The following is a 16,752-nucleotide window of genomic DNA, read 5'->3' on the forward strand; positions in this document are numbered from 1 at the left end:
AATAACTATTCGGTTTCCGGATAACTGTTCGGTTTGCTGTGCGGAGCTTTTTTTCCTGAGCGTAACCGAAGGATGCGCATGTGCGAAGCCTTAATTTTCATTGTAAAGGTTCAGGATAAGCTCAATACTTTAAAATGATATTTTTTTCCAATTCTCAGATAAGGGTGATATAAATATTTTAGCAGCATACCGAAACCAAATACACCGGCGCTATAAGCAATTTCGCCGGCTGTTATTTTGTTTTCACTTTTAGTAAGTCCGTTTATCAGGGCCACGCCCAAATATAGGGCCGCTCCAGCTCTAAACAATACACCGCTCTTTACCCAATACCAGTGTATGTGTCCTCCTGTTCTGGATATTTGGAAGCGCCCATCTTTAAAGTCTATTAAAAGACCCTTCTTAGGCATAGCGCGAATTTCGGCTATACAAAAACCTCTTGTATTGAATGTTGAGGTGTCTGTACCCATCAGGTAATAGTGAACTACTGAAGGCTGGATATATATAGAATCATTAGTGACTTTTTTGATGATGCCCTTTTGCCATTCTTCATCTTGTAACAGGAAGGCTATTTCTGTACCCTGCCAATATCTGGCAATAACTTTTTTTCCCTTTTTAAATTCAAGTATATTTTTTTGAGCATAGGTTAATTGACTGCACAGCAGGAGTATAATAATAGCAAATTTGCTCATAAGCATTCATGAATTTTGAGCGCGCATTGGGTATGACGTAATATAGAAATTATGTCGGCATACTCATAATTCTGCGCTCCTGCATACGAAATTTAACAAGCTTTTGTGTTGGTCGATGTTGTGCAGGGAGGAGTAGTGAGTATATCGGAAAGGTAATTAAACAATAAGTTTTCATAGTTGCAATACACCAACTATTAAGTAGTATTTATTGGAGAAACAATTTATTTAATAACTGTTGAGTTGAAGCGAAAAGAGTATAAGGCTTTATCATATATATCGGGCGAATGCAACCGACGTTTGGTAATAGTGTTACTTGCGCCGCTAAATATTTTGCCCACCTCATAAAATCCGATAGGCTATGATGACACCTTTACTTTTCAAAGATTTATGTAAAAAAAACTTTCTTAGGAAATCCGTTTTCTTATTAACCACTTTTATAGTACTTACTAAATTAAACGCTCAAACGACGAATGTATGGACCTGGGTCAGTGGCGATAGTACCACAAATAATACCCCGGTTTATGGAACGATGGGAATACCTGACGCCACCAATAAGCCCGGCAACAGGGACTATAATAGTAAATGGGTGGATGCCGATGGCAATTTCTGGATCTTTGGCGGCGAAGATCATAATACGGATTACTATAACGATCTGTGGAAGTATACTACAGCCACCGGCCAGTGGACCTGGGTAAGCGGGGATAATAGTACATACAACAGTGGGCTATATATCACCAAAGGGGCGGCAGACGCCCTTAATAAACCTGGAGCAAGATATGGACAAGCCTCCTGGACAGATGCCGCCGGAAATTTCTGGCTATATGGGGGATTTGGCGTTGATGGCGGGGGCCACCTGGCGACCCTGAATGACTTATGGAAGTATAATCCTGCTACCGGTTTGTGGACATGGGTGAGTGGCGATGCACAACAAAATGCCTCAGGCACCTTAGGAGTATACGGCACAAAGGGAATAGCGGCTGCAACGAATATACCCGGAGCACGAACCGATGTAACAGGCTGGGCAGATGCCAGCGGTAATTGCTGGATCTTTGGCGGGTTCGGATTTAACAGCACCCCCAATAGTGGTGGGGAACTAAACGACTTATGGATGTTCAATACCACTACCAGTCAATGGACCTGGGTTAGCGGTGATGATGCGGTGAGGCCCGCCGGCGTATATGGGACCCGGGGCATTGCAGACGCTGCCAATAAGCCCGGCCCCAGAAGGCGTAACAGCGCCTGGGTAGATGCCAGCGGAAATTTCTGGATCTTTGGGGGCGGTACTGATGTTAACTTCAACAGAAGCTTTTATAATGATCTGTGGAAGTATGATGTGGGTACCGGCCAGTGGACCTGGGTCAGTGGCGATAATACGCAAAACAATAGCGGGGTTTATGGCACGGCGGGTACAGGGGCTACTACCAATAAACCCGGAGCACGGTGGGGGCAAAGCGAGATGACAGACGCCAATGGTAATTTCTGGTTTTTTGGCGGAGTGGGATATGGCGCGTCAGGGTCTGCAGGTGAGCTGAACGACCTGTGGGCATATACGCCTTCTACCGGCAAATGGACCTGGGTAAGCGGTGATAAAACATTAGGCAGCACGGGCGTGTACGGCACAAAAGGTGTAGGGGCTGCTACCAATAAACCAGGAGGGCGTGACGGTCAGAGCGGATGGATAGATGGCGCCGGCAATATTTGGATCTTCGGCGGCACTACCGGCATTGCCGGCGATTTTAATGATCTTTGGAAATTCAGCATATTGAATGCATTGCCTTTAAGAGATATTTCCCTGCAGGGCATGCATCACAGCAATGATAACCTGCTGTTGTGGCAAACCACAGATGAATTAAATACGGCCTGGTTCAGGATAGAACGAAGCAGCAACGGAACTGATTTTAGGGTTGTAGGAATAGTTGCCGCAGCAGGAACCGGTAATAACCGGTATTCGTTTACAGACAATCACCCCAATGGTGCTTCCTGGTATTACCGGATAAAAACCGAAGATGTGGATGGATTTGTGACTTACTCCCGGATTATTTTGGTGCAGGGCGTTACAGGCAACAGTAGTATCAGCGTTTATCCAAATCCGGCAGGCAACAACCTTGTTTTGCAAACGAACGATAACAGTTTGCTGAATACCCTTGTTAAATTATACGATGCAGGTGGCAGGTTGGTGAAGGAAATTCGTATAACCAGCCCGCAGCAGCAAATTGATTTGCATAATCTGCCCAACGGGGTGGTATGGCTTCAGCTTTCGAACGGTAAAGTATTTACGGTTGTAAAACAGTAAACGTTATTTCTTCAAAACCTTCTTTAATTCACAGCATCCTGCCATGGGCGGGATGCTTTTTATTTTACCATGAAAACGCTTTTGATAGAGTTTACAACCCGTGTTAGTTGCCGTTATTTTTGATTTGTGTAGTCCTGGTCGTGTCTGGTGTCATGGCTTTTGCAGAGTCTGCATGCGATAAAGTGTCACGGTAATTTGGGTCCATCACTTCTCCTTCCGTTTGGTCTGCGCACCCGGTCATTGTCATCATAACGCCAACCACAAAAAGTCCGAGCGTCTTAACAACACCTTGTCGGTAGGTATTGCCAATATGATTATATAAATTTAATATAGGTCTTTGAAACCAGGTGTGTGAAGTAGTGTCAATTGTTTTAAAGTGACCACAAACCTTTGTTCCTTTATTTTTTTCAAAAAAGTCGATAAGCTGATCTGTGGTCATTTTTGTAAAGTCAACCACTATTTTGTTACAGGAGGAGCAGTGCCGGCCTTTTTCGTTTTCCGTCAAAGTCATATTGTCCCAGCCAAAGGAGCAAGGTCGGGGAATATTTATTTTTGTTGTTTTCATATTGGTCTTTTTGTAAGGGTAACTATCGTGTATTTCTGCTATTATACGCTATTTTTAATCAGGAAACAATATTTGAGGGTTATTCTACCTCAGCCTGAATGTTCCACATACAAATCTTTCCATCATACGAAGAGCTTAACAAGCTGTTTTCACTTATTAATTCTAAGGATTGAACAAAATTATGATGAGTAAGCGTTGCAATACATTCCCCGCTTTCAATATTCCAGATTTTCACCAGATTGTCTTCTCCGCCACTGGCTATCAGTGAGCCGTTTAAATTTATTATTGTTCTGATAATTCCTTTGTGGGCTTTTATTCTCCTTGTTCTGATTTCATTAAAATCATTTGTCAGTTCTCTTATTACAATATCACCTTGTAATGTTCCGCCGGCAAGCCTGTTTGATGCGGCATCGTAACTTAAACATATGGTAGCGCAATCATCGGAAAAGGTATTTATTACGGTTCCTTTACGATAATCCCATATTTTCACCGTATTGTCTTCTGAGCAGGAGGCGATAAAAAAGTTATTCAGGGATATTATTTGCCATACCCAACCTTCGTGTCCTGTTAATATTTGCGCTACCTCACCTTCCAGATTGCTCACTTTAATGGTATTGTCGCCGCTGCCGGAAGCAAAAGAGTTTTCCGAAAGCCTGCATAATGTCAATACAACAGCCGAATGAATACTAATCGTTCCCTGCAATTCGAAATGCGTATTATTTTTTCTTTTCCAAACTTTAATCTGTTTGTCCCTTGATCCGGAAATAAATACCTGCTCATTTATCTTTTCAATAAAAAAAATAGAGTTCGCATGTCCATGAAGGCTTTCAATCAGCTTCCCTTCTTTATTCCAAACATTTATTACCTTATCTCTTCCTCCGCTTAGTATAGTATTCTCATCAATCATCTTTATTTTCCAAATGTATCCGAGGTGTGCTTCAAAAGGTAGCCTGTTTTTATTTGCATCATTTTTACTATATATTATATCACTTCTTAGAACAAATTTTTCTCCACTCACCAGCATTTCGCCTTCGTGCCAAACATTATGATCGAAAACGATTAAGTCACCCTGCCGGGGAATATATACTGCCCAGGTTTCCGGCGCCTCTTTAGTCTTATAAAACAGTGTTCTGCCGCCTTCAAAATCAGCAGCACTGTTGAGATAAATCATAAATGTCAGTTTCGACTGTTTCGTTTCTGATTGATAATATACCCCGTCGAGATGCCGGTGAAAGTACTGGTTGGCCGAATATTTGCAAAACCGCAACCGGCTATTCAACGCTGATAAGGTCCAATGATCGTTTTCAGCCTGAATATCTGACCTTATTTCAATTGTTTGAGGCAAATACGGCTTTACTTTCTCAAACAGATAAGCTGATAATTCCTCGTCGTCTACTACCAGCCGCTCATTGTTACGATAATAAACGGGGTAATTGGAAATAGCCTTCTGAAACGAGTCCTTAACATTTGAACTCAATAATCTTTCGCATTCGCTTTTGTTAAACAGCGCAGGAATTACGAAGCATATAAATGAAGCGTCGGGTAACAAGTGCTGTATTTCTATCTTTGAATTCATAAGAGTAACGCTGATTCCGGCGTTTTGGGTTATTACTAATTCGTTTCAAACTTATCAAAATTTATTTCCAGGGTCAAAATAGCCTGCCTGAAAAGATAAAGCACCCCCAATGGAAAGCCTGACCTGGGAGTGGGGGCCGGGTTCGCTCTTCCCGATAGGGTATATATATGCTATCAATGAAAAAAGGCGATGGCAGCCGCCACCGCCTGATATTTTGCCTCAGACTCAACGCATTTTTTTATGCATTTTTTCAATTTGAGCGGTAGAAAATTTGTCAACTTTCGTGATCCTGGCATTTTGCTGAAGGTCTTGCGGCAGCATTTTCCGGGCAGCATCTTCTGATGGTGCCTCAAGAAATGCATAAGCTGTATGATCGCCTGACATGCAACCAAAATAAAACTTTGAAAGATACTGATCGCCACGGGCTTTCATTTCATCCATTGCTTTCATACACTGCTCCTGGCTATGTGGAGACTGTACAAGGTAATGGTTGATTTTACCCGCACTCGGATTTGGCTGAGCGAGACTGCTGCTTACCCAACACATGAGGCATACTAATAGAAGCTTTAAGGCTTTCATTTAAACCTCCGTTTTTATGTTAAAAAAAAAGACGCATCCTCTGTAAAATTACAAAAGAGCCAAAAAAGTTGTGAGTTACAGGGGCTTTTTTACTGAATAATTGGCAAATAAAATACGTGAAAAACACCTGCTTTTATTACTTCAAATCTTTGTAATCTCGGTGTCTGGTCTTATTGAATTGCAATTTCATTTTTGCACCCCATCCCAATGCCAGCATGAGGGAAAACTGAATATCCAACCATCGCAAAACCTGTTCCTTGTTAGTTATACCTAAGTAACGGCAAAACCTGAAACAGGAAAGAAGAAAATTAAGTATGACTCTTCCTGACATCCATTGATGTTTGGCAGGATAAAAGCGAAATTGAAGGCAGACCGCCATTTAAAATAGTGGCGAAAAAGCCTCCTGAATAGGATTTATTTTTCACCAAAACTTACATGTTATGAGAATTGTAATGTTAATGAAATGGGAAGGCATCACGCCAGCCAATTATGAAGAACTTAGGAAAATTGTTCATTGGGAAGGGAACATTCCCGGCGGCGCAGTTTTTCATGTTGCTGCGTTTGGCAATAATGCCATTCATGTAACAGACATTTGGGAATCTTTGGATGAAATGAACGGCTTCATTCAAAACCGCCTGATGCCTGAAGTTGCGAAAATAGGAATCACGAGCCAGCCAAAAGTAGAAACCTTTCCTGTTCATGCGATATTTATCCCGGCTTTGCAACGCACAAGCTAAAAGATTCAATCACATGGTTCGAACTCCACTCCACCAGGGGTACAAGGATAAATTCCCAAAGACAAACAACATAAAAACGAGTCCCAAACTTAACGGTTTGGGATTTTGCTGTATTAATTATCAAAAAATGCCGTTTAACCAAAGTAAAATGGACCAGACACGCCTGTTGTAGCACTCACGCCCCAAACTGCATCGCCTCCTTCAATCATTGTATCACCCTCACGCACTCATCTTTACCCCCAGCTCTCCATTGTTTGAACCCTTCACCCCATTGTAGCACACTATCCCCAATTGTAGCACATCCTGACCTCCAGGTAGCAACCAAAAGCATGAATGTTAAGTCAGAAACCATCATTGTTCAAATGCAAAACTGCATTGTTGAACATCAGGCCGGCATTGTTGCGCACATTGGCTTCAAAACATGAGCGCAAACCGGCTATGTTGAATACAAAAACAAAAAAGATAGCTTACAACGCAAAAAAATATCGCACATTTTTAAAAATGTTCACTATTCCGTTTGACATGTGCTCTACATCGAAGACAATGTTATCTACTTTTCCGGTTATGTGCTCTACATGGGGGGACATGTTATCTACTTTGCCGGTCATGTGCTCCATTTGGTGTAAAATGTTATCTATTACACCATTCATGTGCGCTACATCGTAAGCAATGTGATCAATTTTGATGAACATCGTGCTAAAAGCAAATTTTGTTTGCTTACAAGGGGATGGGGCAGGTACACACAAGGTAGTTTGAGTAATCTGTAATACCTGCCGGGATACCCGCTAAGTATTGTTGCTTCATTGTAAACATCGTTTTAGCGATTGCAACCGGCAGGGTGTACAACTGCCGGTTCTTTTTCTTTTCATATAAGATAAGCCGCTTTTAAACATTACCGGCCATACGTTAACCTTTATCATCCTCCTAATTACCGTTAAAAAACGGTACTATCGTTAACCAACATGCCTTATCTTGTAACGCATTTTCAACGTTCAGTTTCTTTTCCGTAAGCTTCTTCATCATTATTTCAGGTAGCGTAATAAATGATCCGGAGCATCAGGTTTCTGATTAAGCATTTACGCCGCACCTTCGTAAAACGTTTCCCAACACCCGTATCGGATCACCAACCGGCAGCAGAAAGATTCCATCAAATCAATTAAAATATTGCTCCATGAGTCATACGCATGATGGCCGGGACTGCCATTGCCATACAACATCGCCTGTGGCAGAAACAAAGCTGGTAAACGGTGCACAGAAAACCTCCAAAACCCTGCTGTCGCTGCTGCTAAGTTTGGTCATAGCGTTTTTTCCAAAATGTCCGCTGTGCTGGGCGGCTTATATGAGCATGTTCGGTAGTGTGGGATTGGCGCGACTGCCATACCTGCCCTGGCTGCTGCCGCTGTTGATAGTGCTGCTGGGCATTCATGTGTTTGTATTGTACAAAAAAGCTGCTACGAAAGGTTACCTGCCCTTTGCCGTTAGCCTGGCCGGCGGCATCACCATCATCATTGCCCGATTGTATTTCCCCGGTGACAAATATGTACTGATTGGCGGTATGCTCGCCATCGCTGCCGGGTCGCTGTTGAGCAACTTTATTGCTGCACGGCCTGCGGCGCCTGTTTATAAAACCAACTAAAAATCACAATCAAATATTGTACAATGGAAAAGCAATCAACCGAAATGGTTCCAAAAAAGGAAAAAAAATCAGCCGTAAGGGTTCGCCGCTCTTTACTGGAGCTGCAACGCGAATACGAAAATGGTAATAAAAAACCGCTCGAAGACCTGATGCGCGCATGGAAGGGTATTAAGGAACTTCCTTTCAACCATCCCATGTCTTTTTTCACACTCGGCGGTTTTCATGGCGAGCCGTTCCGTGGGCCCGGGTCTACCGACAGCGCCTATTGGGGTGGCTATTGTAACCATGGCAATATTCTGTTCCCTACCTGGCACCGGGTTTACCTGATCAAACTGGAAGAAGCCCTGCGAAGCATTGAGGGTTGTGAAAGCGTGGCCCTGCCTTATTGGGACGAAACCGATGAATATAGTTTGCAGAACGGCATCCCCACTATACTAACTGATAAATTCTTTGTGCTCGACGGTAAAACTATTCCCAACCCGCTTCGTTCATTTGTACTGCCGGTGAATATTACCGACAAAGTGGTGGGTGACGATAGCATTTACAGCAAACCCAAAGGCTACGAAACGGTGCGCTATCCGTTGTCGGGCCTGGTTGGTACCGAAGAAGCACGCACGAAAACGGCCATTCACAATGCACAGTATCCTGACTGGAATACCAATACCGGCATCCTCAATAAAAATGTACTGGCCTGGTTGCACAATGAAACGTATACCGGTTCCGATGGCAAAACCAGCCGGCCAGCCAATGTAGCCCAGCTGTATAAAGACTGCCTGAAAGCGCCAAACTACACGGTGTTTTCAAACAAAACCTCCGCCGGCGAATGGAATAACCAGCAGGGAGGTACACCGGTAGTTGCACTAGAAGCGCCGCACAACGACATACACCTTGCCGTTGGTGGATTTGATGTGCCCGGCCAGGGCGATCTGTCGGCCATCAATGATGCCAATGGCGATATGGGCGAGAATGATACCGCCGGACTGGATCCTATATTCTATTTTCACCATTGCAATGTGGACCGGGTATTCTGGCTGTGGCAAAAACAAAACGGTCATACCGATCACCTCGATGTGATACCTTTTTATCCGGGCACCAATTCAAGCGATGCGCAGCAGCCTGTGCCCGGTTTTCCGCCTAATACGATCCTTGACCTCGATTCGCCGTTGTACCCGTTTACAAAAACAATAGATGGCAAAGCCAAAGTGTATACGTCGAATGATTGCATCAATATAGAAAAGCAGCTGGGCTATAGCTACAGCCCCGGCTCGCTCGAAGAGCCGCAGGAAGCGTTTATGGCGGCTCCGGGCCAAAGCACCCGGAATGCCTACGTGTCGGGCCTCAGCCGTGCGCCCATCAACGGGTCGTTTATCATAGAGCTTTATGCAAATATTGATGGTAAAAAAGTGCTGGTGGGTTATGATTCCATTCTCAGCCGCTGGAATGTGATGCGATGCGCCAACTGTCAAACCCATCTTGAAGTGAAATCTGCTTTTCCATTACATGCTTTCCGGAGCGAGCAGGTTGATCAGATGAAGCTGGAGGTAATCATTCGCAAACGCACGCAGGGCGGTGGTTTGCGTTTTGCCGAAGCTTTGAATGCGCCCAAAGAACCGCGTATTGAAATACGGTAGGGTAGTCACTGTTTTGCAAAAACTAAAAGCCATCCCTTCAACCGGGGTGGCTTTTAGTTTTTTATAGGGAGATCATTTTTAGGCGTTTTCAGTCTGCGCTTTCAACTTCCTTCTATACTCTTTGGGACTTACGCTCACCTGGTTTTTAAAGAATTTGTTTAAGTGGCTTTCATCTGTAAAATTGAACTCTTCTGCGATTTCGTTAATGCGTTTATCACTGTGCTGTAAACGGTGCTGTATCAGTTTTGTTTTATAACCGGCTATGTACTGCTGCATGGTTTCCCCCGTATGTTGCTTAAAATACCGGCTCAGGTAGGCGGGCGCAATGTTGAACTCCTTGCTGATGTGTTCAGCACGTAGCTTCGAAGGTTCATAAATGTGCCGCTGTAAATAATGAAGGATGTCAAGTGCCTTTTCTTCTGTATGTTCGGATATTTCAACCTGCTGGTATTTGGCAATATTACGTGCTACAACTATGATCAACGTGTTCACCAATTGCTGTATCAGCTCTCTATTATAAATATCCCTGTTCGCATATTCGCGGATGATCGCTTCTATCATCGGTCGTACCAACTGCTTGTCGGTTTGATTTTTCAAAATACAGCCAGGGCGATGATTGGCATTTTGAAGAATGAATTCCAGCCGTTGAATATTTTCTTTGGGAAGTCCGCCCTCCTTAAGGTAAATGTTGTTGAAGCGTAAAAAGAAAAATGTGGTCGTCGTTGCTACCTCTAAAGAATGGCAATCTTCCGGTGTTATGAGAAACATATGCCCTTCACGGTAGTTAAAGTTGCTCTTGTTGATACATTGGGTACCCGTTCCTGAAACGATATACACCAGTTCAAAGAAACTATGTTGATGTGCCTGTTTCTCACATTCGTGCAGTGTTTTATAAATAATTGAAAAAGGTTCGTGCAAATTTTCTTTATTCATGTCATGAATTTACCGGAAAATGTAATGTTTATACCAAAATTATGAGTTTTGTCTGGTATAATTTTACACAACAAAATAGGGAATATATGAAAGCAATAGTATTGGCACAGCCTGGAGGAATTGAAAATCTTCAAGTTGTGGAAATAGAGAAACCCACCATCCGGGAAGGGGAGGTGCTTGTTAAAGTAAAAGCGTTCAGCATTAACCCTGCAGATGTGAAAACGCGCTCAGGCAAAGGAAGATATGAAATGCTTAAAACAGAAAACCCGCTCATCCTGGGCTGGGATATCGCCGGTGTAGTAGTTGAAGGTAATACGGGTGATTTCAAGCCTGGGGATGAAGTATTTGGTATGGTGAATTTTCCCGGTCATGGTAAAGCATATGCACAGTATGTGGCGGTGCCGGCCAATCAGCTGGCATTGAAACCTGCGAACATCTCCTTTGAACAGGCTGCCGCCGCAACGTTAGCGGCGCTCACCGCTTATCAGGCATTGGTAAAAAATGCCAATGTAGTTAAAGGTCAGCGGGTATTGATACATGCTGCTGCAGGCGGTGTTGGTCATTTTGCCGTACAAATTGCCAAACACCTGGGCGCACACGTTACCGGCACTTCGTCTGCGGGTAACCGGAATTTTATATTGAATCTTGGCGCCGACGATCACATCGACTATAAAAACCACCACTGGCAACATGGTCCTAACGATTTTGATTTTACGCTTGATGGTATTGGTGGCGACCATCTCGACGTGTCTCTGGAAGTTACAAAACCGGGAGGTACGCTTATCAGCATCCTCGGGTTTAATGAGGCGCTTAAAGAAAAAGCAAAAAGCAAAGATGTAAATGGCTATTCCATTCTGGTATATTCCAGTGGTGATGACATGAAAGTGATTGCAGAATACCTGGAAAAAGGGTTTATTAAATCGCATGTTTCTGCGACTTTCCCTTTTGAAAATATTGGCGCCGCTCATTTGCAGGTAGAGTCTGGCCGCACAGTTGGTAAAGTGGTGGTAACGCTTTCCTGATATTAATCAGAAGCTATCTCTCCTCCTTTAACGGTTATTCATATTCAATACTATTTAGAGACGCCAACGCGCAGCCATCGATCAGCTTTCATGTTGTAAGCCGTTCTTCTCAGCCAATAGTCTTGCCCAGTTGTCGGCCTGTTCAACCACAAACTTTTCAATCTTTTCATTAGTAGTCATCACAGAAAGTCCGTTGTTTATAACTCCTAACGTTTTATATCTGTCAAATTTTTTTATATCTGTCAAATCGATTGATAGCTGATGGTTTTGAATGTTCAGTTTATGCGATTTAAAGATCAGTCGTTTATTCGTTATATAAAGCTTTCCGCCAACTCCTTCTATTCCTTTGAAGTGATTTGCAGGTGAGTCAAACAGGATGTTTTCATCGCCATCAGTGTCAATCTTTGTTGTTTGTGTCAAAAATTTTGATTTGGCAAAAAGCCCCATTAGCCAACCAAATAAAACACCTGAAAAAATACCAGCTACAATTTCTGCAATGATGCTCTTGATAAGCTGATTTGAAGTTTGATGGTCGTTTGTTAGCAGGTTTTGTATAATAAAGAAAGCTGTCATCCAGATTCCAAAAATGAGTCCCGTTTTAAATCTGTTTTTTTTATTCATTTTCGAATGTTTTGCGCCGATGCTGATAAAGATACAAAAGTTGATGGTTATTCGAAAATTGGTCAGAATGCTTGCCATACGCTTCCTATTTGCTGGTACGGGAGTTTGCTGACCTTAAAATCAATAGCCTTAACTGATATGATAATAATAAATGAGGGGGGGTAAACGAATTGTGGGATACAAATATATTAATATTATTTATTCGTATAATATTTAATTATATATGCAGGCAGTTGAATTTTTCTAAATTACAGTTCCAAATCAACAAAACGTATCGATCAATGGATAAAAGAGTAGTTTTTGATTTTGTTATTGAATTTACAAACGGTGGAGGTATACAAGGCCAGGATTTCAGGCTTGATATTGAAGGAGATGAAATTTCGGATAAAGTGCTATCTGACTATATAGTGCAGGATCTGAGATTATTAATGGTGGGTAAGGTGAATATCCTTAATAAATACTACATCAACGAAAAACATAAACGCACACCTGTAAATACGAAGGCGGATGAATACCTGGTTGACCTTAGCCATACCATATTTAATGGACTGATTACCTACAAAGGCTTGCCGGCTCCTGTAATCTGCGATTACCTGAGCCGTGAAAAGTCGAAAGAATTTTATGAGGCAGGAACAGAATTTCAGATTGGGAAAATAGACATGGTATCGAATACCGGCACTTATATTGATTGCCCTTTTCATCGTTTTGAAAATGGTAAAGACCTGTCGGAAGTTGACCTCAAAGCCTTTGTGGATATTGATGCCATAACCATCAATGCAAAGGGCGCAACGGAAGTGGGAATTGAATTTTTTAAAGCAAAAGAGATCCGCAACAAGGCGGTTTTGATCTTCACCGGCTGGGCCGAAAACTGGAACACAGAAAAGTATTTCGAAAATCATCCTTATGTAACTGCCGAAGCCGCACAATGGCTAAAGGATTGTCAGGTAAAATTAGTGGGAATCGACAGTCATAATATTGATAATACCAGTGGTAAAGACCGCCCGGTGCATACCACACTTTTAGGGGCTGAGATCCTGATAACGGAGCATTTATGTAATCTTGAAAAGTTACCTGAAAGCGGATACCTTTTCAGTGCCGTTCCGCCTAAAATAAAAGGCATGGGAACTTTTCCCGTGAGAGCTTATGCCAAGCTACCCCGGTAAAATATATGAGCCGGGGTAGCTTCAACAATTACTTCGCTATATCAATCTTTACCTTCTTATTCTTGATCCGCTCGGTTTTAATCATTTCCAATGTATGGCCCGCTTTGGATTTACGCACGGCTACAAATGAGAAAAAGTCCTTTACCTCAATCAACCCGATATCCTCTTTTTTCAACTGGCCTTTATTGGTGAGGAAACCCACAATATCTACCTTGTTCACTTTGTCTTTTTTACCGGCCGCAATGAATAATGTGCTCCATACCGGCTTTTGAGGCAATACAGCTGTGGGAGGCAGGTCGATAGGGGTGGGTGCTGGAATAATATATTCAGGAACTCTTTCATGAGGCGCCAGTATTAAAATGGCGGTACCGCTGGCTTCCATCCGGGCCGTGCGCCCATTGCGGTGCGTGAAAGATTCCTGCGTATTGGGGAGTTGGTAATGTATAATATAACGGATGTTCGGAATATCCAGTCCGCGGGCAGCCAGGTCGGTGGTCACCAATACATTCGAAGTGCCATTGCGGAACTTACACAAAGCGCTGTCGCGTTCCTGTTGTTCCATAGCTCCGTGGTAAAATACATTCACAATGCCTTTATCTTTCAGATAAGCGCTTACCTGCTCTACAAACTCGCGTTGGTTGCAAAATATGATGGCACTACGATTACCCAGTGCACAGATCAGGTTAAATAATGTATTGGATTTGTCTTTATCATCACTCCATACCATTTGAACGGCAAGGGCGGGTGACTTTTCGCCGGTTAAAAAATTAATTTTTACAGGGTCCTTCAGCCCTACAAAAGTGGGTACTTCCACTGCTTCTGTAGCAGAAGTGAGTATCCTTTTCTTCAAAGATGGCAGGGAATTGATAACGAATGACATTTCTTCTTCAAAGCCTTGTTCAAGCGACTTATCAAATTCATCCAGTACCAGCGTTTCGATATGGCTGGTGTTAATATTTCCGCGACGGATGTGATCTGCCAGTCTGCCCGGTGTGCCCACAATCAGCGCGGGAGCCTGCTTCAGGTTGTTTTCTTCAGTTTCACGCAAATGGCCTCCATAACAACAGGTTATCTTAAGGCCTGTTCCCATCTTTTTGAATACCTGCTCAATTTGCAGGGCCAGTTCCCGCGAAGGCACAATGATCAATGCCTGGGTAACGGGGCTGTTCTTTTCAAGCAATTGTGTTACAGGAAGCAGGAAGGCGAGTGTTTTACCCGATCCCGTATCTGCCAGCAATACTACTTCGTTGCACGTTTTATTGGCCTCCAAAGATGCCTGCTGCATCTCATTCAATGCCTCGATCTGTAAATTTGAAAGGCTGTTCTCAATAGAGAAGGAAGATATCTGCATTTGGCAAAAGTACATCAATTCCCGGGCATGGTATTTATTCCTTATTTAGCAATTGCCGAAAACATATTTGGTTGCAGAATTTGGTCCTATCTGAGGGTAAATTATATTGAAACATTCGGTGTTGGTTGAGCATTTTGCCCGGTTTATTGAAGTGGCAGAAAAAAAGGCGGAAATCAGCTAATTTAGCCAGCGATGCAGGGTAAGCCTTTCAATGAAAAAATACGATTGACGTGGCTGCACTTTCTGGTTTGGGCGTCAATCCTGATTATCAGCTTCTTTTCAATGTTGCAGGAAGATGGAGCCGGGCGATCCGCGCTATCTTCCTGTAACAGTGGTGGTTTTTATGCCCTCATCGTATATGGGAATATCTACTTCCTGTATCCCCGTTTTTATCAAAAGAAAAAATTCCTCCTGTATTTAATAGGCTCAATAGTATTGCTGGTCATAGCAGGACTTGGCCGCGGTTACTTATCCCTCTATGTGCGCAATGCATCTTTCGCTGCTGCGCCTCACTGGCTGAATACCTGGGCCAATATTACTTTTTTGCTTTCTGTGACCACTGTTTTTATTCTGAGCTTTATCTTCAGGCTGGCAATGGCCTATTTTACACTAAAACAACAATCGGAAAAGATATTATTGCAACGCAGTCAGTTCGAGCTGAGGCTACTCAAGGCACAGGTGCAGCCACACTTTTTGTTCAACACGCTCAACGCTATTTATTATGAAGCATATATGGAAGCCCCGCAAACCGCGCTTCTCATCGAAAGACTTTCAGATATCATGCGCTATTTTATAGATCAAAGCACAAAGGAATATGTTCACCTGGCGACAGAGATCCAATTTCTCGACAATTATATTGCCCTCGAAAAAATGCGTATAAAGCCTGAGCCGGAAATTACATTTCACCGCAGTTTCGACGATCAGCGAAAAATTCCTCCCATGCTGCTGATGACCTTCGTAGAAAATATCTTTAAGCATGGCATAGATAAAATTTCAGGAAACAATAAGATATTCATATCGCTCTATGAAAAAGAGCAGAACCTTGTTTTTGAAACGAAGAATTTCCTGAATAAGCATGCCGATCCGCGGCAACAACATGGCCTTGGCCTAAACAACCTGCGCCAACGACTGATGATCCTTTATGGAAAGGATTTTGACATGCATACTACAGAAGACAATCAATATTTTACTGCCTGTTTAAAATTTCCACTCACATGATGTTACGTTGTATGATAGTCGATGATGAGCCCAAAGCGGTTGACTTGCTGGAAGTTCTTATAGGGCAGGCTACCGGTTGGCAACTGCTTGCAAAATGTTACAACGGTCTCGAAGCGATCGCTTTTTTAAAGAATAACGAGGTTGACCTGGTATTCCTGGATATTAACATGCCCCTGATCAACGGCATTGAGCTGGCGGCATTATTATCACCTGAGAAAGGCATTGTGTTTACAACTGCGTATAGCGAATACGCAGCAGAAAGTTATTCGTACCATACTATTGACTATTTGCTCAAGCCAATCACGCTGAAGCGTTTCCTGGCGGCTGTGCAGAAAGTAGAAGATCATTTCAAAGCACACCGTATGGTTCAAAAAGAAGAAAATGGTACAGCAGCCGACGAGTATTTTTTTGTGAAATCAGGTAAAGAACATCGAAAGATTTTTTTGAATGATATTCTTTTTTTTGAAAGCCAAAAGGAATATGTACGGGTAATAACTACGGGTTTCGAAATCCTTACTTACAGGCGCCTCAAAGATATAGAAGCGCAGTTGCCAATGCACTTTACAAGGGTTCATCAATCTTTTATCGTGAACATTCGCCATATGACCAAAATACAGGACAATCATATTCATATCGGTGAAAAAAGGATACCAATCGGAGAAAAATTCCGCGACGGCCTGATGGAACTGGTTCGTAAACGAACGTTTTAAGCAATTTGAAAATTAGTTAATTTGAAAA

At 42.8% G+C, this 16,752-nt stretch carries 16 protein-coding genes; 8 read left to right on the plus strand and 8 right to left on the minus strand.

Translation table 11 applies throughout. The features are described 5' to 3' along the window. Window positions 1-110 precede the first annotated feature (110 nt). Complete coding sequence (locus tag AC59IL_RS25095; protein ID WP_496554961.1) at window positions 111-689, minus strand: hypothetical protein; 579 nt, start codon at window positions 687-689, stop codon at window positions 111-113. A gap of 358 nt (window positions 690-1,047) precedes the next feature. Between AC59IL_RS25095 and AC59IL_RS25100 the strand changes: the two genes are divergently transcribed. Further along, window positions 1,048-2,982 (plus strand): Kelch repeat-containing protein, encoded by a 1,935-nt coding sequence (locus AC59IL_RS25100; protein WP_496554962.1) that lies wholly within the window; start codon window positions 1,048-1,050, stop codon window positions 2,980-2,982. 103 nt (window positions 2,983-3,085) lie between these two features. Here AC59IL_RS25100 and AC59IL_RS25105 read toward each other — a convergent pair whose 3' ends face one another. From AC59IL_RS25105 to AC59IL_RS25115, 3 genes are all read right to left on the minus strand, one after another. Next, window positions 3,086-3,547: a hypothetical protein gene (locus AC59IL_RS25105; protein WP_496554963.1), complete on the minus strand. Its 462-nt coding sequence runs from the start codon at window positions 3,545-3,547 to the stop codon at window positions 3,086-3,088. Window positions 3,548-3,626: 79 nt separating this feature from the next. Then, a complete protein-coding gene (locus AC59IL_RS25110) occupies window positions 3,627-5,123 on the minus strand; it encodes a 2OG-Fe(II) oxygenase (protein ID WP_496554964.1) in 1,497 nt (498 codons plus the stop codon). Window positions 5,124-5,348: 225 nt separating this feature from the next. Continuing rightward, window positions 5,349-5,702: a hypothetical protein gene (locus AC59IL_RS25115; protein ID WP_496554965.1), complete on the minus strand. Its 354-nt coding sequence runs from the start codon at window positions 5,700-5,702 to the stop codon at window positions 5,349-5,351. 440 nt (window positions 5,703-6,142) lie between these two features. Here AC59IL_RS25115 and AC59IL_RS25120 point away from each other — a divergent pair, with 440 nt between their 5' ends. Beyond that, the gene (locus AC59IL_RS25120; protein WP_496554966.1) at window positions 6,143-6,439 is read left to right on the plus strand and encodes a hypothetical protein; all 297 of its coding nucleotides are present in this window, start codon (window positions 6,143-6,145) and stop codon (window positions 6,437-6,439) included. 467 nt (window positions 6,440-6,906) lie between these two features. On the opposite strand, the gene AC59IL_RS25125 is transcribed toward AC59IL_RS25120, so the two are convergent. Beyond that, on the minus strand, window positions 6,907-7,131 hold the full coding sequence (locus AC59IL_RS25125) for a hypothetical protein (RefSeq protein ID WP_496554967.1): 225 nt from the start codon (window positions 7,129-7,131) through the stop codon (window positions 6,907-6,909). A 479-nt stretch (window positions 7,132-7,610) separates the two neighbouring features. Between AC59IL_RS25125 and AC59IL_RS25130 the strand changes: the two genes are divergently transcribed. Together AC59IL_RS25130 and AC59IL_RS25135 are read left to right on the plus strand one after the other, a co-directional pair. Next, on the plus strand, window positions 7,611-8,075 hold the full coding sequence (locus tag AC59IL_RS25130; protein WP_496554968.1) for a hypothetical protein: 465 nt from the start codon (window positions 7,611-7,613) through the stop codon (window positions 8,073-8,075). Between the two features lie 23 nt (window positions 8,076-8,098). Continuing rightward, a complete protein-coding gene (locus tag AC59IL_RS25135; protein WP_496554969.1) occupies window positions 8,099-9,706 on the plus strand; it encodes a tyrosinase family protein in 1,608 nt (535 codons plus the stop codon). Window positions 9,707-9,784: 78 nt separating this feature from the next. Here the strand turns inward: AC59IL_RS25135 and AC59IL_RS25140 are convergent, their stop codons facing one another. Further along, entirely contained in the window at window positions 9,785-10,639 is an 855-nt protein-coding gene (locus tag AC59IL_RS25140; RefSeq protein WP_496554970.1) for an AraC family transcriptional regulator, read from the minus strand. 86 nt (window positions 10,640-10,725) lie between these two features. On the opposite strand from AC59IL_RS25140, the gene AC59IL_RS25145 reads away from it, so the two are divergent. After that, window positions 10,726-11,661: an NADP-dependent oxidoreductase gene (locus tag AC59IL_RS25145; RefSeq protein ID WP_496554971.1), complete on the plus strand. Its 936-nt coding sequence runs from the start codon at window positions 10,726-10,728 to the stop codon at window positions 11,659-11,661. Window positions 11,662-11,742: 81 nt separating this feature from the next. Here the strand turns inward: AC59IL_RS25145 and AC59IL_RS25150 are convergent, their stop codons facing one another. Then, on the minus strand, window positions 11,743-12,282 hold the full coding sequence (locus tag AC59IL_RS25150) for a GRAM domain-containing protein (RefSeq protein WP_496554972.1): 540 nt from the start codon (window positions 12,280-12,282) through the stop codon (window positions 11,743-11,745). Between the two features lie 281 nt (window positions 12,283-12,563). On the opposite strand from AC59IL_RS25150, the gene AC59IL_RS25155 reads away from it, so the two are divergent. Further along, entirely contained in the window at window positions 12,564-13,445 is an 882-nt protein-coding gene (locus tag AC59IL_RS25155; protein WP_496554973.1) for a cyclase family protein, read from the plus strand. Between the two features lie 28 nt (window positions 13,446-13,473). Here the strand turns inward: AC59IL_RS25155 and AC59IL_RS25160 are convergent, their stop codons facing one another. Next, window positions 13,474-14,796, minus strand: a complete 1,323-nt coding sequence (locus tag AC59IL_RS25160) for a DEAD/DEAH box helicase (protein WP_496554974.1) — start codon at window positions 14,794-14,796, stop codon at window positions 13,474-13,476. 192 nt (window positions 14,797-14,988) lie between these two features. On the opposite strand from AC59IL_RS25160, the gene AC59IL_RS25165 reads away from it, so the two are divergent. Together AC59IL_RS25165 and AC59IL_RS25170 are read left to right on the plus strand one after the other, a co-directional pair. Then, window positions 14,989-16,014 (plus strand): sensor histidine kinase, encoded by a 1,026-nt coding sequence (locus AC59IL_RS25165; protein WP_496554975.1) that lies wholly within the window; start codon window positions 14,989-14,991, stop codon window positions 16,012-16,014. After that, window positions 16,011-16,724: a LytR/AlgR family response regulator transcription factor gene (locus tag AC59IL_RS25170; RefSeq protein WP_496554976.1), complete on the plus strand. Its 714-nt coding sequence runs from the start codon at window positions 16,011-16,013 to the stop codon at window positions 16,722-16,724. The genes AC59IL_RS25165 and AC59IL_RS25170 overlap by 4 nt, the downstream gene beginning before the upstream one ends. Window positions 16,725-16,752: the final 28 nt, after the last annotated feature.

This window comes from Niastella sp. sgz303648 (assembly GCF_059587045.1).